Raw genomic sequence first — 17,854 nt, forward strand, 5'->3', positions numbered from 1 at the left:
TCGTGAGGCTTGACCATATAACGCCCAAGGCGTTTGAGTGCGGAGCTGAAAAGCTTGTAAGACACACAGTTGAATATGTAGATCGATGAGCCCCTGCCGGAGACGGTAGCGAGGCACCGGTTGAAGCTTGTAGCGAACGACAGGACAGGGCAGTAGAACAAGGCTGCCATAGAACATCTTTCAGATCTCGATTTGTTCCAGTTTTGCCTGGTGACAATAGAGACGTGGAACCACCTGATCCCATGCCGAACTCAGTCGTGAAACGCGTCATCGCCGATGGTAGTGTGGGGTCTCCCCATGTGAGAGTAGGTCATCGCCAGGCACCTAATGATCCCGAAAGGGAGTGAAGAACCCCGGTACCGCAAGGTATCGGGGTTTTTTGCGTTGGCGCAATTGTGCTGTTGTTTAGTCTGGCAGTCAGGACTTAAAACCGGTTAAATATTGCTGGCAGATAACGCCTGCATAACTGGAGATAGAATGTATACCGAAGAAGATATTAGGCGTCTCGCATGGCAGAGTCGGCGTGGCATGCTGGAGTTGGATGTTCTGTTCGTGCCGTTCGTCGAGGAGGCGTTTCGCGGTCTTGCGCCAGACGATCAGGACCGTTTTGTAAAGTTACTAGCCTGTGAGGATCAGGATCTTTTTCTCTGGTTTATGCAACGGGCAGTTCCAGAGGATCCGGACCTTGCAAGGATCGTCAAGATCATACTCGAACGCGTTCAGCCCGCTTGAGTTAAGGTTTGAACCATCATATAGGCTGCCGGCATTGGTTGTTGGTGCCCATATTTTGGCGTTGGCTGCGATATTCTATTCAGACTTGCCGAAGTTCACGCTCACAATATGTACAGCGCTAGTGGCTCTCTCGGCGACGCACTCCCTGAAAGGTTTTATCAAGCCGGGTAGGGATGACACTGTCGTCGGATTGAGCTGGTATCCGGATCGTAAGCAGCTAGCGCTTGTATTGCTATCAGGGGCACAATTGCAGGTCGACGAGCTACGTCAGAAGTTGGTCATACCAGGGGTGATTGTGCTTAGTTTGGTGCCGGAGGGGCGACTTCTGCCCATATGGCTGATGCTGACTCCTGATCAGATGAGTGCTGAGGAGTGGCGGCGCCTGGCGATCGTGATCAAATGGGCACCACCACCTCAGCGAGATGCCTCCGGCCAAGGGTAGTTGATAGGGGCTAGAATGGTATCGCGGCGTTCTGGCGCGAGATCCGGATAGTCCAAAGTGTAGTGCAAGCCCCTGCTCTCCTTGCGCAGCATGGCGCTACGGATAATGAGTTCTGAAACGGTGGCCAGGTTTCGCAACTCGATCAGGTCGCGACTGACTTTGTAGTTGCTGTAGTACTCGGTTATCTCCTGTTGCAGCAGTTCTATGCGATGCTGGGCTCGCTGCAAGCGCTTGTTAGTTCTCACAATACCCACATAGTCCCACATAAAACGCCGCAGTTCGTCCCAGTTGTGGGCGATGATGACGTCTTCATCGGAGTTGGTAACCTGGGACTCATCCCAGTTGGGCACGGCGGGCAGTTCCTGCTGTTCTCGGGACAATGCTTCACTTATTACAGTTGCAGCAGAGCGTCCGTAGACAACACACTCAAGCAATGAGTTGGAGGCCAGGCGATTAGCGCCATGCAGGCCGGTAAATGCAGTCTCTCCTATGGCATATAAGCCCTCCAGATCGGTGCGACCGGCTTGGTCGGTCATCACGCCGCCACAGGTGTAGTGTGCTGCGGGTACAACGGGAATGGCCTCGCGCGTTATGTCGATACCGTAACCTAGGCAGCGCTCGTAAATAGTGGGGAAGTGGCTGCGAATAAAGTCGGCGGGTCTGTGTGAGATGTCGAGATAGACGTACTCACAACCAAGCCGTTTCATCTCGTGGTCGATGGTACGGGCCACAATGTCGCGAGGGGCGAGCTCCGCTCTAGGGTCAAACGCCGGCATAAAGCGGGTACCGTCCGGTAAGCGCAGTATCCCTCCCTCTCCTCGAACCGCTTCGGAAATCAAAAATGATTTTGCCTGTGGATGGAAGAGGCACGTGGGGTGGAACTGATTGAACTCCATGTTGGCGACCCGGCAACCGGCACGCCAAGCCATCGCTATGCCATCTCCAGTGGAGCCATCGGGGTTGCTGGTATACAGGTAGGCTTTGGAGGCGCCGCCAGTGGCGAGCACGACATGTTGTGCTTTAAATACTTCGACATGGCCTGTTTTCGAATTCAGAACATAGGCTCCGACACAGGCATTATGTGGCAGGTGCAGCTTGCGACGCGTGATCAGGTCTACGGCTATATGGTGTTCGTGCAGGTGGATATTGGTTGCGCGACCGGTTCGTTCAATCAGTGTTTCCTCGAGCGCCCGTCCGGTGGCATCGCTGGCATGAATGATGCGGCGGTGCGAGTGTCCACCCTCTTTGGTCAGGTGGTAACTCTCACGCTCCTGGGTAAACGGGACGCCCTGATCGATCAGCCACTGGATGCCTTCACGACTGCCCGAAACGGTGTGATTGACGGACTCGGGCCGGCTTAATTCGGCACCCGCCACAAAGGTGTCCTGGATGTGGGCGTCAATGCTGTCTTCCTCGTCCAGCACGGCCGCTATACCTCCCTGGGCAAACCAGGTTGAGCCGTTCTCAAGCTCGCTTTTGCTGAGGACGCAGATGCGTGCGGTGTGGGGAAGGTTAAGCGCCAGAGTGAGTCCCGCCGCTCCACTTCCTACGATCAGGACATCATATTCATGCACACTCATCTACCCGTATTTTCCTTATAGCCAATACCAAAGTTTTATTATGCACGCTGTTAAAGCGCTGGGGCAGCGTGTTCCGAAAATATTCTCTCCGCCAGGGAACTTAAGCAAGGGCGGCCGCTCTTACGTTGTGGATAGGGTCAGTACAGGATTCTTGTTGCAATGCGTTAGTTGTGGACGACATACTCTTTGGCTAAGCACCCGAAGTTTTGGGTAGTGTATTGTGAGCGTGATGTGAAGGAATCCTTGTGTCGAATGAGAGTCAGGCCGCTGCTGACCAAAAACTTGTAAAACGAGTGCAGGCTGGTGACAAACGCGCCTTTGATCTGCTGGTTAAACAGTATCAGCATAAAATAATCGGCTTGGTAGGTCGCTATGTTTACGATCATAGCGAAGCGTTGGATGTCGCTCAGGAGGCTTTTATAAAAGCTTATCGGGCGCTGCCGAATTTTCGTGGTGAGAGTGCTTTTTATACTTGGTTGTACCGGATTGCGATCAATACGGCGAAAAACTATCTGGTCGCGAGAAGCCGCCGTCCCCCGGATAGCGATGTGGATGTGTCAGATGCTCATTATATTGACGGCGACAATGAACTGAAGGAAATCGAGACACCCGAAAACAGTTTGTATCGTGACGAGCTGGAACGGGTAGTCAAGCAAACCTTGGATCAGTTGCCTGAGGATCTCCGGGTTGCTCTGACATTGAGAGAGTTTGAGGGTATGAGCTACGAAGATATCGCCAGCATCATGGACTGTCCAATTGGTACTGTGCGTTCTCGTATATTTCGTGCTCGGGAAGCGATAGATAGAGAGATTAAGCCTCTGCTTGAGCCGTGAAACTTGAGCGGATAGGCCGGGAAAAATAACGAATGTGTGTGATTCAACCGCTAAGTGCCTGCATGTTGAGGAATGAGCCATGAGTGAGTGTAAGGAAGGGCTGTCGGCCCTGATGGATGGTCAGGCCAATGACTTTGAAACCCGGCGGCTACTGCAGCAGGTGGGCGAGAACGAAGAGCTCGGTCAGACGTGGCGCCGCTATCACGTGGTTCGCTCGGTACTTCGGGGTGAGACGATAGGACAGTGCCGCGATGACCTCAGTTCCAGGCTTGCCGTATCGCTGGAGGCTGAACCGCCTCTTCAGGCTTCGCTCGCAACCAAGCCTGTTAAGACTTATGCCATCAGTGGCGTATGGCGCTCGGTCGCCAGTATGGCGGTAGCGGCGTCAGTAACCGCGGTCATAATCCTCGGCGCCAATAACTTTGGTACCAGTAATAGTGTCCCTGTTGCGTCCCAGGCTTCCAGTTCCACCCAACTGGCGCCGTCTGTACCTATCTCCAATGATCTGGTGCGTACCCAGTTTGGTGATATGGCACGGGTTACCCAGCCTGCGACGCCTTCGTCGGATGTTATTCGTTTCTCTCAGGGCTTGAAGAGTTATATCGATCAACATCATCAGTTGCTTAATATGGGGCAACCCAAGTGGCAAATGGCGTGGATTCCCGATGGTTACGAGCCTGTTAGGCATGACATGCTGCCACATGGAGAGGTGATGATGTACTCCAATGGTAAGGGGGCGTTTTCGGTGACAGTGGAACCCGGTCGATACCAGCGCTCGACGGAAGGTGTTGTTCAGGCCGACGGTGTGGTCGCTGTAGGTCGGCGCCAGGGGGAGAGTTTTGTCACAGTAGTGGGTGATATACCGCTGATGATTGCGGATCGTATTGCGTCAAATGTGAGACTGATCAGGTAATACCATGATTGAAGAGCTTGTTCATGTTTCTCGAATCGAGGGTGACAAGGTCTGGGTCGAAGCCAGTCGGCAGAGTGCATGTGCAGCCTGTAGTGCGAAGAAAAGCTGCGGGCAAGGTGCGCTGTCTGACTGGATGTCTGGCAGCTCGGTAGAACTCTCCGTGGTAAACCCAAGCAGACTTAAGCCGAGCGTTGGTCAGTCCGTCGTGGTGGGTTTGGAAGAGAGTAGTCTGATCAAGGCCTCTATGCTGATCTACCTTGTACCGCTGGTCCTGCTGGTGCTGATGGCAATCATTGCGCGAGCTTTTGGCGCGGGCGAGGGTTTTCAGATTTTGGCAGCTGTTGCAGGCTTGGTTACGGGCTTCCTGGCTGTGAACTGGTATACCTCTCGCCCCGTTGGGGACGGAAGTTGTTATCAACCGGTACTTCTGAGACTTGCCTGAAATCCCGGTAAATTTAGAGATGTTTTCAAGGGTGCAGTGAACTCGATGTTGAAGATTAAGAATCTAAGCTTTCTTTCGCTATCCTGTTTGATGCTACTTGTGACTTCATTGGCGCAGGCATCCTCTTCGTTACCGGACTTTACGGAGCTGGTTGAGACCTCTGCTCCCGCGGTGGTCAACATCAGCACGGTGCAGGCCGCAGATCCTGAGCGCAACTCTCCGCTAGGGCAGTTCGGTGGGCCGGATTCCGAGGATATTCCGGAGATTTTTCGCCATTTTTTCCGGAACTTGCCCGATATGGAACCACGCCAGCGGCGAGCGCCTCAGTCGCTGGGTTCTGGCTTCATTATCAGTGAAGATGGCTATGTACTGACCAACAATCATGTCGTTCAGGGAGCTGAGCGGGTTCTGGTCCGCTTGAATGATCGTCGTGAGTTGGAGGCCAGTATCGTCGGGACGGATGAGCGTTCGGACGTGGCGCTGCTTAAGATAGAGGCCGAGGATCTTCCTGTGGTGAAGGTGGGTAAGGCTCGTGACCTCAAGGTTGGTGAGTGGGTACTCGCTATCGGTTCGCCCTTTGGTTTCGATCATACGGTCACGGCGGGAATTGTCAGTGCCAAGGAGCGTGCTCTGGCCAATGAAACCTATGTGCCGTTTATTCAGACCGATGTGGCGATCAATCCCGGAAACTCCGGTGGGCCGCTGTTTAACCTGGATGGCGAGGTTGTGGGTATCAACTCTCAGATCTATACCCGCTCAGGTGGATTTATGGGGCTCTCCTTCGCGATCCCCATCGATGTGGCGATGGATGTGGCGGATCAGATCAAGAGTCAGGGGCATGTCAGCCGCGGCTGGCTGGGTGTGATCATCCAGGAGGTTAACCGTGATCTGGCAGAGTCGTTCGGGCTCGATAAGCCTGCAGGAGCGCTTGTTGCCAAGGTGTTGCCGGAAAGTCCCGCGCAGGCGGCAGGTCTTCTCGAAGGTGATGTGATCACCGCGTTCAATGGACGGAATATAGCATTGTCATCGGATCTGCCTCACTTGGTCGGTAGGGTGAAACCGGGTACTGAGGCCGAGATGGAGGTGATCAGGGATGGTGAGCGTAAATCTGTCAAGGTGGTGGTAGGCCTGTTGCCCGACGGGGATCAGCAGCTGGGTAGCCTTTCGCCGGCGGAACCTGCGACGGTCAATCGCTTGGGACTTAAGGTTGAGCCTCTAAATGAGTCCTATCGTGAGAAGTGGAATGTCCGCTCCGGCGTCATGGTTGCAGAGGTGGCTGATGGTGCAGGTGCACGGGCGGGAGTGGTCGCCGGTGATGTGATTACCATGCTCAATGGTGTGCAGATCGAAACCGCAGAGCAGTTTGGCAAGGTGGTGGACGAGCTGCCAACTGATCGCTCGGTACCGATGAGAATCGTACGGCGTGGTAGCCCGCTGTTTATACCGCTGAAGCTGGTGAAAAAGTAGGAGTGAAAAAAGGGGCGAAAGTCCCTTTTTCATTGCGCGGGAGATTGCATTACGTGCTGTGCAAAGGGAAATACGGTAAACTGCTGCGCTTCTTGTAGCACCGTTCTCAGTCGTCAGTTCGAACCGAGTAGCCCTATTGTGAGCAAGCTGGACCATATACGCAATTTTTCAATTATCGCCCATATCGATCATGGTAAATCAACCCTGGCCGACCGTCTGATCCAGATCTGTGGTGGACTGTCGGAGCGGGAGATGGCCGCTCAGGTGCTTGACTCCATGGATATCGAGCGTGAGCGTGGCATCACGATCAAGGCTCAGAGCGTCACGCTTAACTACACGTCGAATGACGGTAAAACCTACCAGCTCAACTTTATCGATACCCCGGGACACGTGGATTTCTCATACGAGGTATCGCGATCGCTGTCGGCCTGCGAGGGGGCGCTGTTGATTGTCGACGCCGCGCAGGGGGTTGAAGCACAATCCGTTGCCAACTGCTACACCGCGATCGAACAGGGCCTCGAGGTGCTGCCGATCCTGAACAAGATGGATCTCCCTCAGGCCGAGCCGGAGCGTGTGCGGCATGAAATAGAGGAGGTGATCGGCATCGATGCCACCGACGCTATCGCATGCTCGGCAAAGACCGGCATGGGTATTGAGGATGTGCTCGAGGCGCTGATCAAGGTGATCCCCGCTCCGGAAGGCGACGTGGACGCACCGTTGCAGGCGTTGATCATCGACTCCTGGTTCGACAACTATCTTGGCGTGGTTTCCCTCGTACGTGTCAAGCACGGAACGCTGAAGAAGAAAGACAAGATTCTGGTGAAATCCACCGGACAGACTTACCAGGCCGAACTGGTGGGGATCTTCACGCCGAAGCAGAAAGAGACCGGTGTCCTTCGCGCCGGCGAGGTTGGCTTTGTCGTTGCAGGGGTCAAGGATATTCATGGAGCACCGGTCGGCGATACGCTGACGCACGCCAAGACCCCGGATGTGGCCAGTTTGCCGGGCTTTAAGCGTATTCAACCTCAGGTCTACGCCGGTCTGTTCCCGACCAGCGCCGACGACTATGAGGATTTTCGCGAAGCGCTGGATAAACTGACGTTGAACGATGCATCACTGTTCTTCGAGCCGGAGACCTCGGATGCGCTTGGATTTGGTTTCCGCTGCGGCTTCCTCGGCATGTTGCACATGGAGATCATCCAGGAGCGACTCGAGCGTGAGTACGACCTGGATCTGATCACCACCGCGCCGACCGTGGTTTACGAAGTGGAGATGGACAATGGCGAGGTGGTCTATATCGACAGTCCGTCCAAATTGCCGGACCCGGGCGCGATTAAAGAGATGCGTGAGCCCATCGTCGAGGCCAATATCCTGGTGCCCCAGGATCATCTCGGCTCGGTGATCGGTCTCTGTGTCGAAAAGCGCGGGATGCAGAAGAATATGCAGTTCGTCGGCAGTCAGGTGCAGCTGAGCTATGAGCTGCCGATGGCGGAAGTCGTACTCGACTTCTTCGACCGACTGAAATCGGTCAGCCGCGGTTACGCCTCGCTCGAATACAGTTTTAAACGCTTCGATCCGGCCAAGCTTGTGCGCATGGATATTCTGATCAATGGCGAGAAGGTGGATGCTTTGGCCGTGATTCTGCACCGGGATAATGCGCTTTATCGCGGTCGTATCCTGTGTGAGAAGATGAAGGAGCTTATTCCTCGGCAGATGTTTGATGTTGCGATCCAGGCCGCGTTGGGCGGTAAGATCATCGCACGCACCACGGTCAAAGCACTGCGCAAGAATGTGCTTGCAAAGTGTTACGGCGGTGACGTCAGTCGTAAGAAAAAGCTGCTGGCAAAGCAGAAAGAGGGTAAAAAGCGGATGAAGCAGGTGGGTCGGGTCGAGATACCTCAAGATGCCTTCCTGGCCGTACTAAAAGTGGATAGCTGAGGCTAAGGATGAATTTCGATTTCGCCCTGATTCTGGTTCTGGCGACGCTCGTTACCGGTTTGCTCTGGTTGCTCGATATGCTGGTGTTCGTTCCCCGGCGGCGCGAGCGTTTGGCCGACGCTGAACTCAAGGCCGGAGGGGCATTGCCCGAGGAGACGCGCAAGCAGTTGATGCAGCCGAGTGGTTGGGCCGATCTGTCGCGCTCCATGTTCCCGGTTCTTGGCCTTGTATTGTTGCTGCGTTCGTTTCTCTATGAACCTTTCCAGATCCCATCAGGTTCGATGCTGCCGACGCTTCAGGTGGGCGACTATATTCTGGTCAACAAGTATCACTACGGCTTGCGTCTACCGGTGTTGAATACCAAATTTCTGCCGCTTGATGAGCCGGAACGTGGGGATGTGGTGGTATTCAAATATCCCGAGCAGCCAAGTATCAATTACATCAAGCGTGTGGTCGGGCTGCCCGGTGATGTCGTGACCTACCGCGACAAGGTGGTGTACATAAATGGAGAGCCACAGAGTCAGTCGTTGTTGGCCCAGCTGCCACCTTTGAATCCGGAGCGGCTGCTGATAAAAGAGACCTTGGGTGAGACGGAACATGAGATCTACCGTGATTTGGGGCGTCCTACCCTGAATGCACAGTGGACGATCCCGGCTGGACACTACTTCGTCATGGGTGATAATCGAGACAACAGCAACGATAGCCGTTACTGGGGTTTTGTGCCGGATGAGCTGTTGGTCGGCAAGGCGGTAGCGGTCTGGATGCACTGGTCGGAACTGCTGAGTCTGCCGGATTTCGGAGCGGTTCGTTCAATCAAGTAAAGGAGAACAGAGTGAGCGTATACAGGTCCAGAGAGCAGGGTGCGTCCATACTGGCGACGCTGATTGTCATTATGGTGGCGGGTGTGTTTTTTACCGTCGGATTCAAGCTTTATACGCCTTACATGGATCATTGGACGATAAAATCGATTGTTGAGAATGTGACGCTGGATCAGGATGAGATCAAAAAGCCGATTCCTGAGATCAAGCGTGACCTCGACCGTCGTTTCGGGATCAACCAGGTGCGTCTGCCTGAGCGTGATTCCCTGAAAATCAAGCTCGAAGAGGGAGTGCTTCACTTCGATCTGGATTATGAGACGCGTGTGCCGATGTTTTATAACGTCGATGCCGTAGTGGTATTTAAAGAGCACTATGAAGTTACGAAGCCTTGATAAAACCTACAGATGAACTAGCTCGTCGGCTGGGGCACGATTTTTCCGATCCCAGCCTGTTCGAGCTCGCGTTGACCCATCGTAGCTGTGGTAAGCGCAACAATGAGCGTCTTGAATTCCTCGGCGACTCGATCCTGAACTTTGTTATTGCCGAAGCGCTGTACGCCAAGTTTCCAGCGGCTCGTGAAGGCCAGATGAGCCGGTTGCGTGCGCGTCTGGTAAAGGGGGAGACCCTGTCCGAGATCGCGCGTGAATTGAACATCGGTGACTATCTGCGCCTGGGCTCCGGCGAGCTGAAAAGTGGAGGTTTCCGCCGAGACTCGATTTTGGCGGATGCGGTAGAAGCGATTATCGGCGCCATCTACCTGGATACCGACCTTGGCTGTGTTCGCGGATTTATACTGAACTGGTTCGAGTCCCGTTTGCAGGGGCTGGATCTGAACGAGACGTTGAAGGACTCCAAAACACGTCTTCAGGAGTTTCTCCAGTCACGTCGTGAAGCGTTGCCGAACTACGAGCTGCTGTCGGTCGAAGGGGAAGCCCATGCACAGACCTTCCGTATCCGCTGTGATGTGTCCCTGCTTGCGCAGCCAACCGAGGGCGTGGGTAGCAGCCGTCGACAGGCCGAGCAGGAGGCCGCTCATGCGGCGTTGATAGCCCTGGAAAAAAGCGGAGGCAAGGTATGAGTGATCAGTTCGATACCGAGCAGGGTGGTGAACAGCGTTGCGGTTACGTCACCATCGTTGGGCGTCCTAATGTGGGCAAGTCCACATTGATGAACCGGATCCTTGGGCAGAAACTCAGCATCACCTCGAAAAAGCCGCAGACCACCCGGCATCAGATCCTGGGCATCAAGACCGAGGGTGAGCTGCAGGTGATCTATGTCGATACGCCTGGGCTGCATATCGATGACAAGGGGCGGGCGCTTAACCGTTATATGAACCAGGCCGCATCCGAGGCGTTGCGTCATGTCGATGTGATCGTGTTCATCGTCGACCGAACGGCCTGGACGGAAGAGGATGAGGCGGTTCTGGAAAAGCTCAAATTCGCCCGCTGCCCGGTGATTCTGGCGGTCAACAAGGTGGACCTGCTCAAAGACAAGGGCGTGCTTCTACCCCAGTTGGAGCAGCTTTCGGCCAAACTGAACTTTGCCGAGATCGTGCCAATCTCAGCGGAGAAGGGGCATAACGTCACTCACCTTGAAGAGGTGGTCGAGCGCTACATCCCGCAGAGCGTTCATCTCTATCCCGAGGATCAGATCACCGATCGCAGCTCGCGCTTCGTCGCCGCCGAGCTGGTGCGTGAGAAGCTGATGCGCAACCTGGGCGATGAGGTACCCTATGGTACCACCGTCGAGATCGAGGAGTTCCGCCACGAGGGTGGCCTGTTGACCATCAGCGCCTTGATTCTGGTCGAACGCGAGGGGCAGAAGCGCATTGTCATCGGTAACAAGGGTGAGGTGCTCAAGGGGATAGGCCGAGATGCGCGCCAGGATATGGAGCGTATGTTCGATTGCAAGGTCATGCTCAACCTCTGGGTCAAGGTAAAGCGCGGCTGGGCGGACAATGAGCGTGCGCTGCATAGCCTGGGCTACCGACACGAGTGAGTTTGCTCCATGAGTCAACGGGTCGATTCATCGGCGGGCTACGTGCTGCACAGTCGGCCCTATCTCGAAAGCAGTCTGCTGGTTGATCTTTTGACCCTGGAGCATGGGCGTATCAGCGCGGTGGCACGTGGTGCGCGCCGTCCAAAATCCCGCCTGCGCTCATCATTGCAGCCGTTCCAGGCGTTGCAGCTGGGCTGGCACGGGCGTCATGAGCTGAAGAATCTGGGCGCTGTCGAGGGTGTCGAGGTGCAGCCACCGCTGACCGGCAAGGCGCTGCTCTGTGGCCTGTATGTCAACGAACTGCTGCAGCGCCTGTTGCAGCCTGAAGAGCCCTGTCCGCGGATTTTCCTATACTACCGATACGTGCTCAACGAGCTGCAGCTGGGCCGGGATATCGAGGGCGCACTACGTACCTTTGAGCGCCAGTTACTCGATGAGCTTGGTTTTGGACTGGGTTTGTCCGGACTGGATGCCCGTATGAGCTATAGCTTCCTGCCGCAACGTGGTTTGGTGTCCGCAGTTGAGGGCATGTACCAGTATTCAGGTCGTCATCTTCTGGCTATCGCCGACGATAATTATGAAGACGTGGAGGTTCGGCGCAGCGCCAAGCGCTTGATGCGTGAAGCGCTGGCGGAACTGCTTGGAGAACGTCCATTAAACAGCCGTCTGTTATTCACAAGAATAAAGGAGTAACCCGTGGTAGATCCCAATCGCCTTCTGCTCGGCGTCAATATCGACCATATCGCCACCCTGCGTCAGGCGCGCGGTACCCGCTATCCCGATCCGGTACACGGCGCGCTGCTGGCAGAGGAGGCGGGTGCGGATGGCATTACGGTTCATCTGCGCGAGGATCGCCGACATATCCAGGAGCGGGATGTGCGTGTACTGGCCCAGGTCTTGAACACCCGCATGAATCTGGAGATGGCCATTACAGAGGAGATGCTCGCATTGGCCGAGGAGATCCGGCCGGCGCATGTCTGCCTGGTACCGGAGAAGCGTGAGGAACTGACGACAGAGGGCGGTCTTGATGTCAGCGGGCATTTTGACGAAGTCGCCGCCGCTTGTCGCCGACTGAGCGCTGCCGGCTGCGAAGTTTCTCTGTTCATCGATCCGGAACCGAGTCAGATCGAGGCCGCGGCGCGCTGCCTGGCGCCGGTCATCGAGCTGCACACCGGTGCCTATGCGGATGCCGAAACACCTGATCGCCAGCATGCGGAACTTGAGCGCCTCAAACTGGCCGCACGCCGAGCGCGGGAGCTTGGGTTGATCGTGAATGCCGGGCACGGTTTGCACTACCACAATGTGGAGGCGGTCGCGGAGATTCCCGAGTTGCATGAGCTCAATATCGGTCATGGCCTGATCGCGCATGCCCTCTTCGTCGGTATCAAACAAGCCGTTGTAGAGATGCGCGATCTGATGGACCGTGCCCAGCAGCGGGTGCAGGCGCAACGGGATGCCGTGCGGCGATGATCGCAGGACTGGGCACCGATATTGTCGAGATCGCGCGTATCGAGGCGGCGCTGGAGCGTACGCCTCGGTTGGCGCAACGCATACTGACCGCGGCTGAGCTGGTCCATTTCGAGCAGTCCAATGTGCCAGCCCGCTTTCTGGCCAAACGCTTTGCGGCGAAAGAAGCAGCAGTGAAGGCCCTGGGTACAGGGATCGGCCAGGGTGTCGGTTGGCATCAGATCAGTATCTACCATGCCGACAGCGGCAAACCCCTGCTGGAACTCAATGGCCAAGCTGCCGAGATCGCCAAAACCCTCAATATTGCCGCTTGGCACCTCTCCTATAGCGATGAGCAACATTACGTGGTTGCCACAGTTATCGCGGAACGCTGTTCCTGACTGGCAAGCAGATTGCTGGCACCACTCTGGCTGGCGATCGGTTGTAGTTGTCGCGACAATCAGCGGCGCTAACCGCACGGGTCATTGTTGGTTGTGACGCTTGGGGGCGACTGCTATGATCGACATCCTATAATCTGGATATAAAATATTGGTTTTATATTCCGTATTGTTATTTAAACCTCTTTCCGAGTCATAACGATGTCTGTGCATTATCCGACCATTGCCGACTGTGTCGGCCACACCCCCTTGGTACGTTTGCAGCGTATCCAGGCTGCCAATGACAATATTGTCCTCTGCAAACTGGAGGGGAATAATCCGGCGGGTTCGGTCAAGGATCGTCCTGCACTGAGCATGATCACCCTGGCCGAGGAGCGTGGTGAGATAAAGCCGGGGGATACCCTGATCGAGGCGACCTCAGGCAACACCGGAATCGCGCTGGCGATGGCGGCGGCGATCAAGGGCTACCGCATGCGGTTGATCATGCCCGACAACATGAGCGACGAGCGCAAGGCGGCGATGACAGCCTATGGCGCGGAGTTGATCACGGTAACCCAGGCCGAAGGGATGGAACGCGCGCGGGATCTGGCATTGGAGATGCAGGCAGCAGGCAAGGGGAGGGTATTGGACCAGTTCTCCAATCCCGACAACCCGGAGGCGCACTACCGCACGACAGGGCCGGAGCTCTGGCAGCAGACCCAGGGCACGTTGACCCATTTCGTCAGCTCCATGGGTACCACCGGCACCATCATGGGCACCTCCCGTTACTTGAAAGAGATGAATCCGAGCATTGAGATTGTCGGTCTGCAGCCGCAGGAGGGTTCCCAGATCCCGGGAATCCGGCGCTGGCCGGAGGCCTATCTGCCCAGCATATACGATGCGGCGCGGGTCGACCGAGTGATCGACATCACCCAGCAGGATGCTGAAAGCCGTATGCGCGAACTGGCGCGGCGCGAAGGTATCTTCTGTGGCGTCAGCTCCGGCGGCGCGGTGGCCGGCGCGCTGCGTCTTGCCGAAGAGGTGAGCGGTGCCACCATCGTGTGCATTATCTGTGACCGTGGCGACCGCTACCTGTCTACCGGTGTTTTCAACGGTTGAGCCTCTGTGGCAGCGTGTCGACAAACGCTCTAAGCTGATAAAGCAGGTTGAACTTACTCGCTTGGCAGAGTCATAGAGATTAGAATAAGCCGCCGGCAGCCAGGGAGGTGAAAGGTGGAGCAGATCCTGTGGCGCTCTGGTTGCTGCTTCGTGGCGGTGCGAGAGCGCGGTTTGAATATGGGTCTGTTGTAGTAGACATGGCGACGGCAGAAGCGCGAGACAGGAGTGGCATGACTCCATGGTAAAAGTTCGAGAAGACCACCCGATTCGGGAAGATGGCAGTGTAGATCTGGATCTCTGGCTGGAACGTCTGGAGGAGCAGGTCAAGCTGGTCGACCCTGCGCAGGTGCGTAAAGCGTGTGAAGTCGCGCGTCAGGCCCAGGCCGACGTGCCGCCCGAGGAGGATTCCTGGGGCTCCTCTACACTCGGCAGTTTCCTGACCGGCCTGGAGATGGCGCAGATCCTTGCCGAGTTGCAGCAGGATCAGGAAACGCTGGTCGCCGCAATTCTCTATCGCGCCGTGCGCGAGCGCAAACTCGCGCTGGAGCGCGTGCGCACGGAGTTCGGTACGACCATCGCCCAACTGATCGATGGCGTACTGCAGATGGCGGCCATCGGCTCACTGAAAAATCCCCGCAGCGAAGCCAGTGTGCTGGGTGCCGGCGCCACACAGGTGGATAACCTGCGCAAGATGCTGGTGGCGATGATCGATGATGTGCGCGTGGCACTGATCAAGATCGCCGAGCGCACCTGCGCCATCCGTGGCGTCAAGGATGCTGACCGCAAGAAACGCTATCTGGTGGCGCGGGAGGTGTTCGATATCTACGCGCCTCTGGCGCACCGGCTCGGCATCGGCCATATCAAGTGGGAGCTCGAGGATCTCTCCTTCCGCTACCTCAAACCGAACGACTACAAGCACATTGCGCGACTGCTCGACGAGCGTCGTCTCGACCGCCAGTTGTATATCAACGAGGCGGTCGAGATGTTGCGCTCGCGGCTGAAAGAGGCGGGTATCGATGGCGACGTGATGGGACGCGCCAAGCATATCTACAGCATCTGGCGCAAAATGCAGCGCAAGAATATCGAGTTCAGCCAGGTGTACGATGTGCGAGCGGTCCGTATCCTGGTGCCTGAAATTCGTGACTGCTACACCGTGCTGGGCATTGTGCATGGCTTGTGGCGCAACATCGCGCACGAATTCGACGACTATATCGCCTCGCCCAAACCCAACGGTTACCGTTCGCTACACACGGCGGTGTTCGGACCCGAAGGCAAGGTGCTTGAGGTGCAGATCCGTACCTTCACCATGCATGAAGAGGCTGAACTGGGCGTGTGCGCCCATCACCTCTACAAGGGTACCGACACTCGCTCGCGTCGCGACGGCTACGAAGAGAAGATCTCCTGGTTGCGTCAGGTGCTGGAGTGGCATGACGAGCTGGGTGACAGCGAAACCTTCGGCGAGATGCTGCGTGGTGACGCGGTGCAGGATCGGGTCTACGTGTTTACCCCCGATGGCCATGTGGTGGACCTGCCCAGCGGTGCGACACCGGTGGATTTCGCCTATCGTGTGCACACCGAGATCGGCCATCGCTGCCGTGGCGCCCGCATCAACGGGCGCATCGTGCCGTTGAACCGGCAGTTGAAAACCGGCGATCAGGTCGAGGTGTTGACCGGCGAAGAGCGGCCACGGCGCGACTGGCTCAATGCCAACCTGGGCTATGTCACCACCTCGCGAGCTAGAGCCAAGGTCGCGCACTGGTTCAAGCTGCAGGCCAAGGACCAGAACGCCGATGCCGGCCGCGACATGGTGTTGCGCGAGTTCCGCCGGCTGGCAATCGATGCTCATCAGGTCGATATGCCGACGATCGCCCGTAGTCTGCACTACAAGCAGGGCGAGGATATGTACGCGGCTGTGGGCGCAGGCGATCTGCGACTGTCCCAGATCATCAATGAAGCCCAGCGGCAGTTGGAAACCGACAAGCCGGAGGAGCAGCTGGATCTGGCGTTGCCCAGCGGGATCTCCGATGAACCGCGCAAGGGCGGCAGCGGTGTGCGAATACAGGGGGTCGGCAACCTGCTGACGACCGTCGCGTCCTGCTGCAAGCCGGTACCGGGGGATCCGATCATGGGCTATATCACCCAGGGCCGCGGGGTGTCGATTCATCGTGAGGATTGCAGCAATCTGCTGGCCCTGCGCGACCAGGAACCGGATCGTGTTATCGGTGTGGACTGGGGCGACGAAGAGAGCACGAAATACCCGGTCGACATCTCCATTGAAGCGTTCGATCGTTCCGGTTTGCTGCGTGACGTGATGATGGTGCTGGCCAATGAGCATATCAATGTATTGGCGGCCAACACCGCGACCGACCGCAAGAGCAATCTGGCGCGGCTGTCATTGACCATCGAGATCGCCCGTCTCGATATGCTGGGACGGGTCATGGACAAGATCAACCAGATCCAGAACGTCATGGATGTGCACCGGGAGCGGCGGGGAAGTCGCTCGTGAGTTACACCTTGGATGACCTGATCTACCTGATGCAGCGCTTGCGTGATCCTGAATCGGGCTGCCCCTGGGATCTAGAACAGACCTTCGCGTCGATCGTGCCGCATACGCTCGAGGAGGCCTATGAGGTGGCCGATACCATCGAGCGCGAGGATTGGCCCCATCTGCAGGATGAACTCGGCGACCTGCTGTTCCAGGTCATCTTCTACGCACGTCTGGCAGAGGAGGAGCAGCGCTTCGATTTCCATGCCATCGTTGACCAGCTGGTTACCAAGTTGTTGCGGCGTCATCCGCATGTGTTTCCGGATGGAACACTGCGCGGTGAACGGCGACAGGGTGAGATAGCAACCGAAGAGATTGGCGAGCGTTGGGAGTCGATCAAGCAGCAGGAGCGTGAGGCCAAAGCTCGCCCCGGCGTTCTCGATGAGATTCCGTTGAGCCTGCCGGGTTTGAGCCGTGCCGCCAAGCTGCAGAAACGCGCCTCCAAAGCAGGCTTCGACTGGGGCGAAGCGCTGCCGGTGCTGGATAAGATCGAAGAGGAGATCGCCGAGCTGCGTGAAGCGATTCTGTCGGGCAGACAGGAGGCAATAGCCTCGGAGATGGGCGATCTGCTGTTCGTGCAGGTCAACCTGGCCCGCCATCTTGATGTGGATCCCGAGCAGGCGATCCGTGCCACCAATGCCAAGTTCGAGCGTCGCTTCGGGTTTATCGAGCAGCAGGTCAATGCAGCAGGCGGAGATTGGTCAGCTTTCACTCTGGAACAGCTCGACCAATGGTGGGATGAGGCCAAGCGCAGGGGGCTCTAGGAGGCGCTATGTCGGGACCGCAGATCTTTATTATCGGACTGGTGTTGATGCTGGTACTGGCTGTCTGGAACTGGCAGCGCAGCTCAGAGCAGAGATCCGCGCTGCAAGGGAGCGGTTTTAGCGTTACCGAACGGTTGGGCGGTAGCCCCGAGCTGCTGGTCGACATCCGGGGCAGAGCGCTGGCGGTGGTGCGGCCTGGCGGATATGAGCGTTTCAGCTTTGAGGAGTTTCGCAGTGCTGAGCTGGGCTACGACACCCTGCCCCAGGCAGATAGCCATTTCCGGATCGAGCTGGTGCTGAGCAATAACCGGCAACAGCAGATCAAGTACGGCTCCGAATGGGAAGCCAAACGTGCGCTGGAAAGACTCCAGGCGATCATGACAGCGCCGTGACGGTACTTTAGCAGGGGTTGGCAGCGCGCTTCTTTGGGGTAGGATGGC

The 17,854-nt window shown here is 56.7% G+C and carries 19 protein-coding genes and 1 rRNA gene; 19 read left to right on the forward strand and 1 reads right to left on the reverse strand.

What is annotated here, in order from left to right:
* Window positions 1-206: 206 nt before the first annotated feature.
* The 3 genes from rrf to KQ940_RS23165 all read left to right on the forward strand — a co-directional run bounded on the left by rrf (window position 207) and on the right by KQ940_RS23165 (window position 1,174).
* Window positions 207-322, forward strand: a 5S ribosomal RNA gene (rrf, locus tag KQ940_RS02380).
* 155 nt (window positions 323-477) lie between these two features.
* Window positions 478-732 carry an FAD assembly factor SdhE gene (locus tag KQ940_RS02385; protein ID WP_217411323.1) on the forward strand — a complete coding sequence of 85 codons (255 nt, stop codon included), beginning with the start codon at window positions 478-480 and terminating at the stop codon, window positions 730-732.
* The gene (locus KQ940_RS23165) at window positions 626-1,174 is read left to right on the forward strand and encodes a protein YgfX (RefSeq protein ID WP_425515613.1); all 549 of its coding nucleotides are present in this window, start codon (window positions 626-628) and stop codon (window positions 1,172-1,174) included. Before KQ940_RS02385 ends, KQ940_RS23165 begins: the two co-directional genes overlap by 107 nt.
* Here KQ940_RS23165 and nadB read toward each other — a convergent pair.
* Entirely contained in the window at window positions 1,147-2,754 is a 1,608-nt protein-coding gene (gene nadB / locus KQ940_RS02390; RefSeq protein ID WP_217411325.1) for an L-aspartate oxidase, read from the reverse strand. The genes KQ940_RS23165 and nadB overlap by 28 nt on opposite strands.
* Window positions 2,755-2,999: 245 nt before the next feature.
* Here nadB and rpoE point away from each other — a divergent pair, with 245 nt between their 5' ends.
* From rpoE to KQ940_RS02470, 16 genes are all read left to right on the forward strand, one after another.
* Complete coding sequence (gene rpoE / locus KQ940_RS02395; protein ID WP_217411327.1) at window positions 3,000-3,587, forward strand: RNA polymerase sigma factor RpoE; 588 nt, start codon at window positions 3,000-3,002, stop codon at window positions 3,585-3,587.
* A gap of 79 nt (window positions 3,588-3,666) precedes the next feature.
* On the forward strand, window positions 3,667-4,500 hold the full coding sequence (locus KQ940_RS02400; RefSeq protein WP_217411329.1) for a MucB/RseB C-terminal domain-containing protein: 834 nt from the start codon (window positions 3,667-3,669) through the stop codon (window positions 4,498-4,500).
* Between the two features lie 4 nt (window positions 4,501-4,504).
* Window positions 4,505-4,942: a SoxR reducing system RseC family protein gene (locus KQ940_RS02405; RefSeq protein WP_217411331.1), complete on the forward strand. Its 438-nt coding sequence runs from the start codon at window positions 4,505-4,507 to the stop codon at window positions 4,940-4,942.
* Window positions 4,943-5,032: 90 nt separating this feature from the next.
* A complete protein-coding gene (locus KQ940_RS02410) occupies window positions 5,033-6,409 on the forward strand; it encodes a DegQ family serine endoprotease (RefSeq protein WP_281419176.1) in 1,377 nt (458 codons plus the stop codon).
* Window positions 6,410-6,547: 138 nt separating this feature from the next.
* Window positions 6,548-8,347 (forward strand): translation elongation factor 4, encoded by a 1,800-nt coding sequence (lepA, locus tag KQ940_RS02415; RefSeq protein WP_217411336.1) that lies wholly within the window; start codon window positions 6,548-6,550, stop codon window positions 8,345-8,347.
* An 8-nt stretch (window positions 8,348-8,355) separates the two neighbouring features.
* The gene (gene lepB, locus KQ940_RS02420) at window positions 8,356-9,168 is read left to right on the forward strand and encodes a signal peptidase I (protein ID WP_217411338.1); all 813 of its coding nucleotides are present in this window, start codon (window positions 8,356-8,358) and stop codon (window positions 9,166-9,168) included.
* Window positions 9,169-9,179: 11 nt separating this feature from the next.
* Window positions 9,180-9,557 (forward strand): DUF4845 domain-containing protein, encoded by a 378-nt coding sequence (locus KQ940_RS02425; RefSeq protein ID WP_343222601.1) that lies wholly within the window; start codon window positions 9,180-9,182, stop codon window positions 9,555-9,557.
* The gene (rnc, locus tag KQ940_RS02430; protein ID WP_217411340.1) at window positions 9,554-10,243 is read left to right on the forward strand and encodes a ribonuclease III; all 690 of its coding nucleotides are present in this window, start codon (window positions 9,554-9,556) and stop codon (window positions 10,241-10,243) included. The genes KQ940_RS02425 and rnc overlap by 4 nt, the downstream gene beginning before the upstream one ends.
* The gene (gene era / locus KQ940_RS02435; protein WP_217411342.1) at window positions 10,240-11,163 is read left to right on the forward strand and encodes a GTPase Era; all 924 of its coding nucleotides are present in this window, start codon (window positions 10,240-10,242) and stop codon (window positions 11,161-11,163) included. Before rnc ends, era begins: the two co-directional genes overlap by 4 nt.
* 9 nt (window positions 11,164-11,172) lie before the next feature.
* Window positions 11,173-11,856 carry a DNA repair protein RecO gene (gene recO / locus KQ940_RS02440; protein ID WP_217411344.1) on the forward strand — a complete coding sequence of 228 codons (684 nt, stop codon included), beginning with the start codon at window positions 11,173-11,175 and terminating at the stop codon, window positions 11,854-11,856.
* 3 nt (window positions 11,857-11,859) lie between these two features.
* Window positions 11,860-12,633, forward strand: a complete 774-nt coding sequence (gene pdxJ / locus KQ940_RS02445; RefSeq protein WP_217411346.1) for a pyridoxine 5'-phosphate synthase — start codon at window positions 11,860-11,862, stop codon at window positions 12,631-12,633.
* The gene (gene acpS, locus KQ940_RS02450) at window positions 12,630-13,010 is read left to right on the forward strand and encodes a holo-ACP synthase (protein WP_217411348.1); all 381 of its coding nucleotides are present in this window, start codon (window positions 12,630-12,632) and stop codon (window positions 13,008-13,010) included. Before pdxJ ends, acpS begins: the two co-directional genes overlap by 4 nt.
* 198 nt (window positions 13,011-13,208) lie before the next feature.
* Window positions 13,209-14,105, forward strand: coding sequence for a cysteine synthase CysM (gene cysM, locus KQ940_RS02455; protein ID WP_217411350.1), 897 nt, complete (start codon window positions 13,209-13,211; stop codon window positions 14,103-14,105).
* 238 nt (window positions 14,106-14,343) lie between these two features.
* Complete coding sequence (gene relA, locus KQ940_RS02460) at window positions 14,344-16,611, forward strand: GTP diphosphokinase (RefSeq protein ID WP_217411352.1); 2,268 nt, start codon at window positions 14,344-14,346, stop codon at window positions 16,609-16,611.
* Window positions 16,608-17,414: a nucleoside triphosphate pyrophosphohydrolase gene (gene mazG, locus KQ940_RS02465; RefSeq protein WP_217411354.1), complete on the forward strand. Its 807-nt coding sequence runs from the start codon at window positions 16,608-16,610 to the stop codon at window positions 17,412-17,414. Before relA ends, mazG begins: the two co-directional genes overlap by 4 nt.
* An 8-nt stretch (window positions 17,415-17,422) precedes the next feature.
* The gene (locus tag KQ940_RS02470; protein ID WP_217411356.1) at window positions 17,423-17,806 is read left to right on the forward strand and encodes a hypothetical protein; all 384 of its coding nucleotides are present in this window, start codon (window positions 17,423-17,425) and stop codon (window positions 17,804-17,806) included.
* Window positions 17,807-17,854: the final 48 nt, after the last annotated feature.

Source organism: Marinobacterium ramblicola (assembly GCF_019084545.1).
In the GTDB taxonomy this organism is placed as follows: Bacteria; Pseudomonadota; Gammaproteobacteria; order Pseudomonadales; family Balneatricaceae; genus Marinobacterium_D; species Marinobacterium_D ramblicola.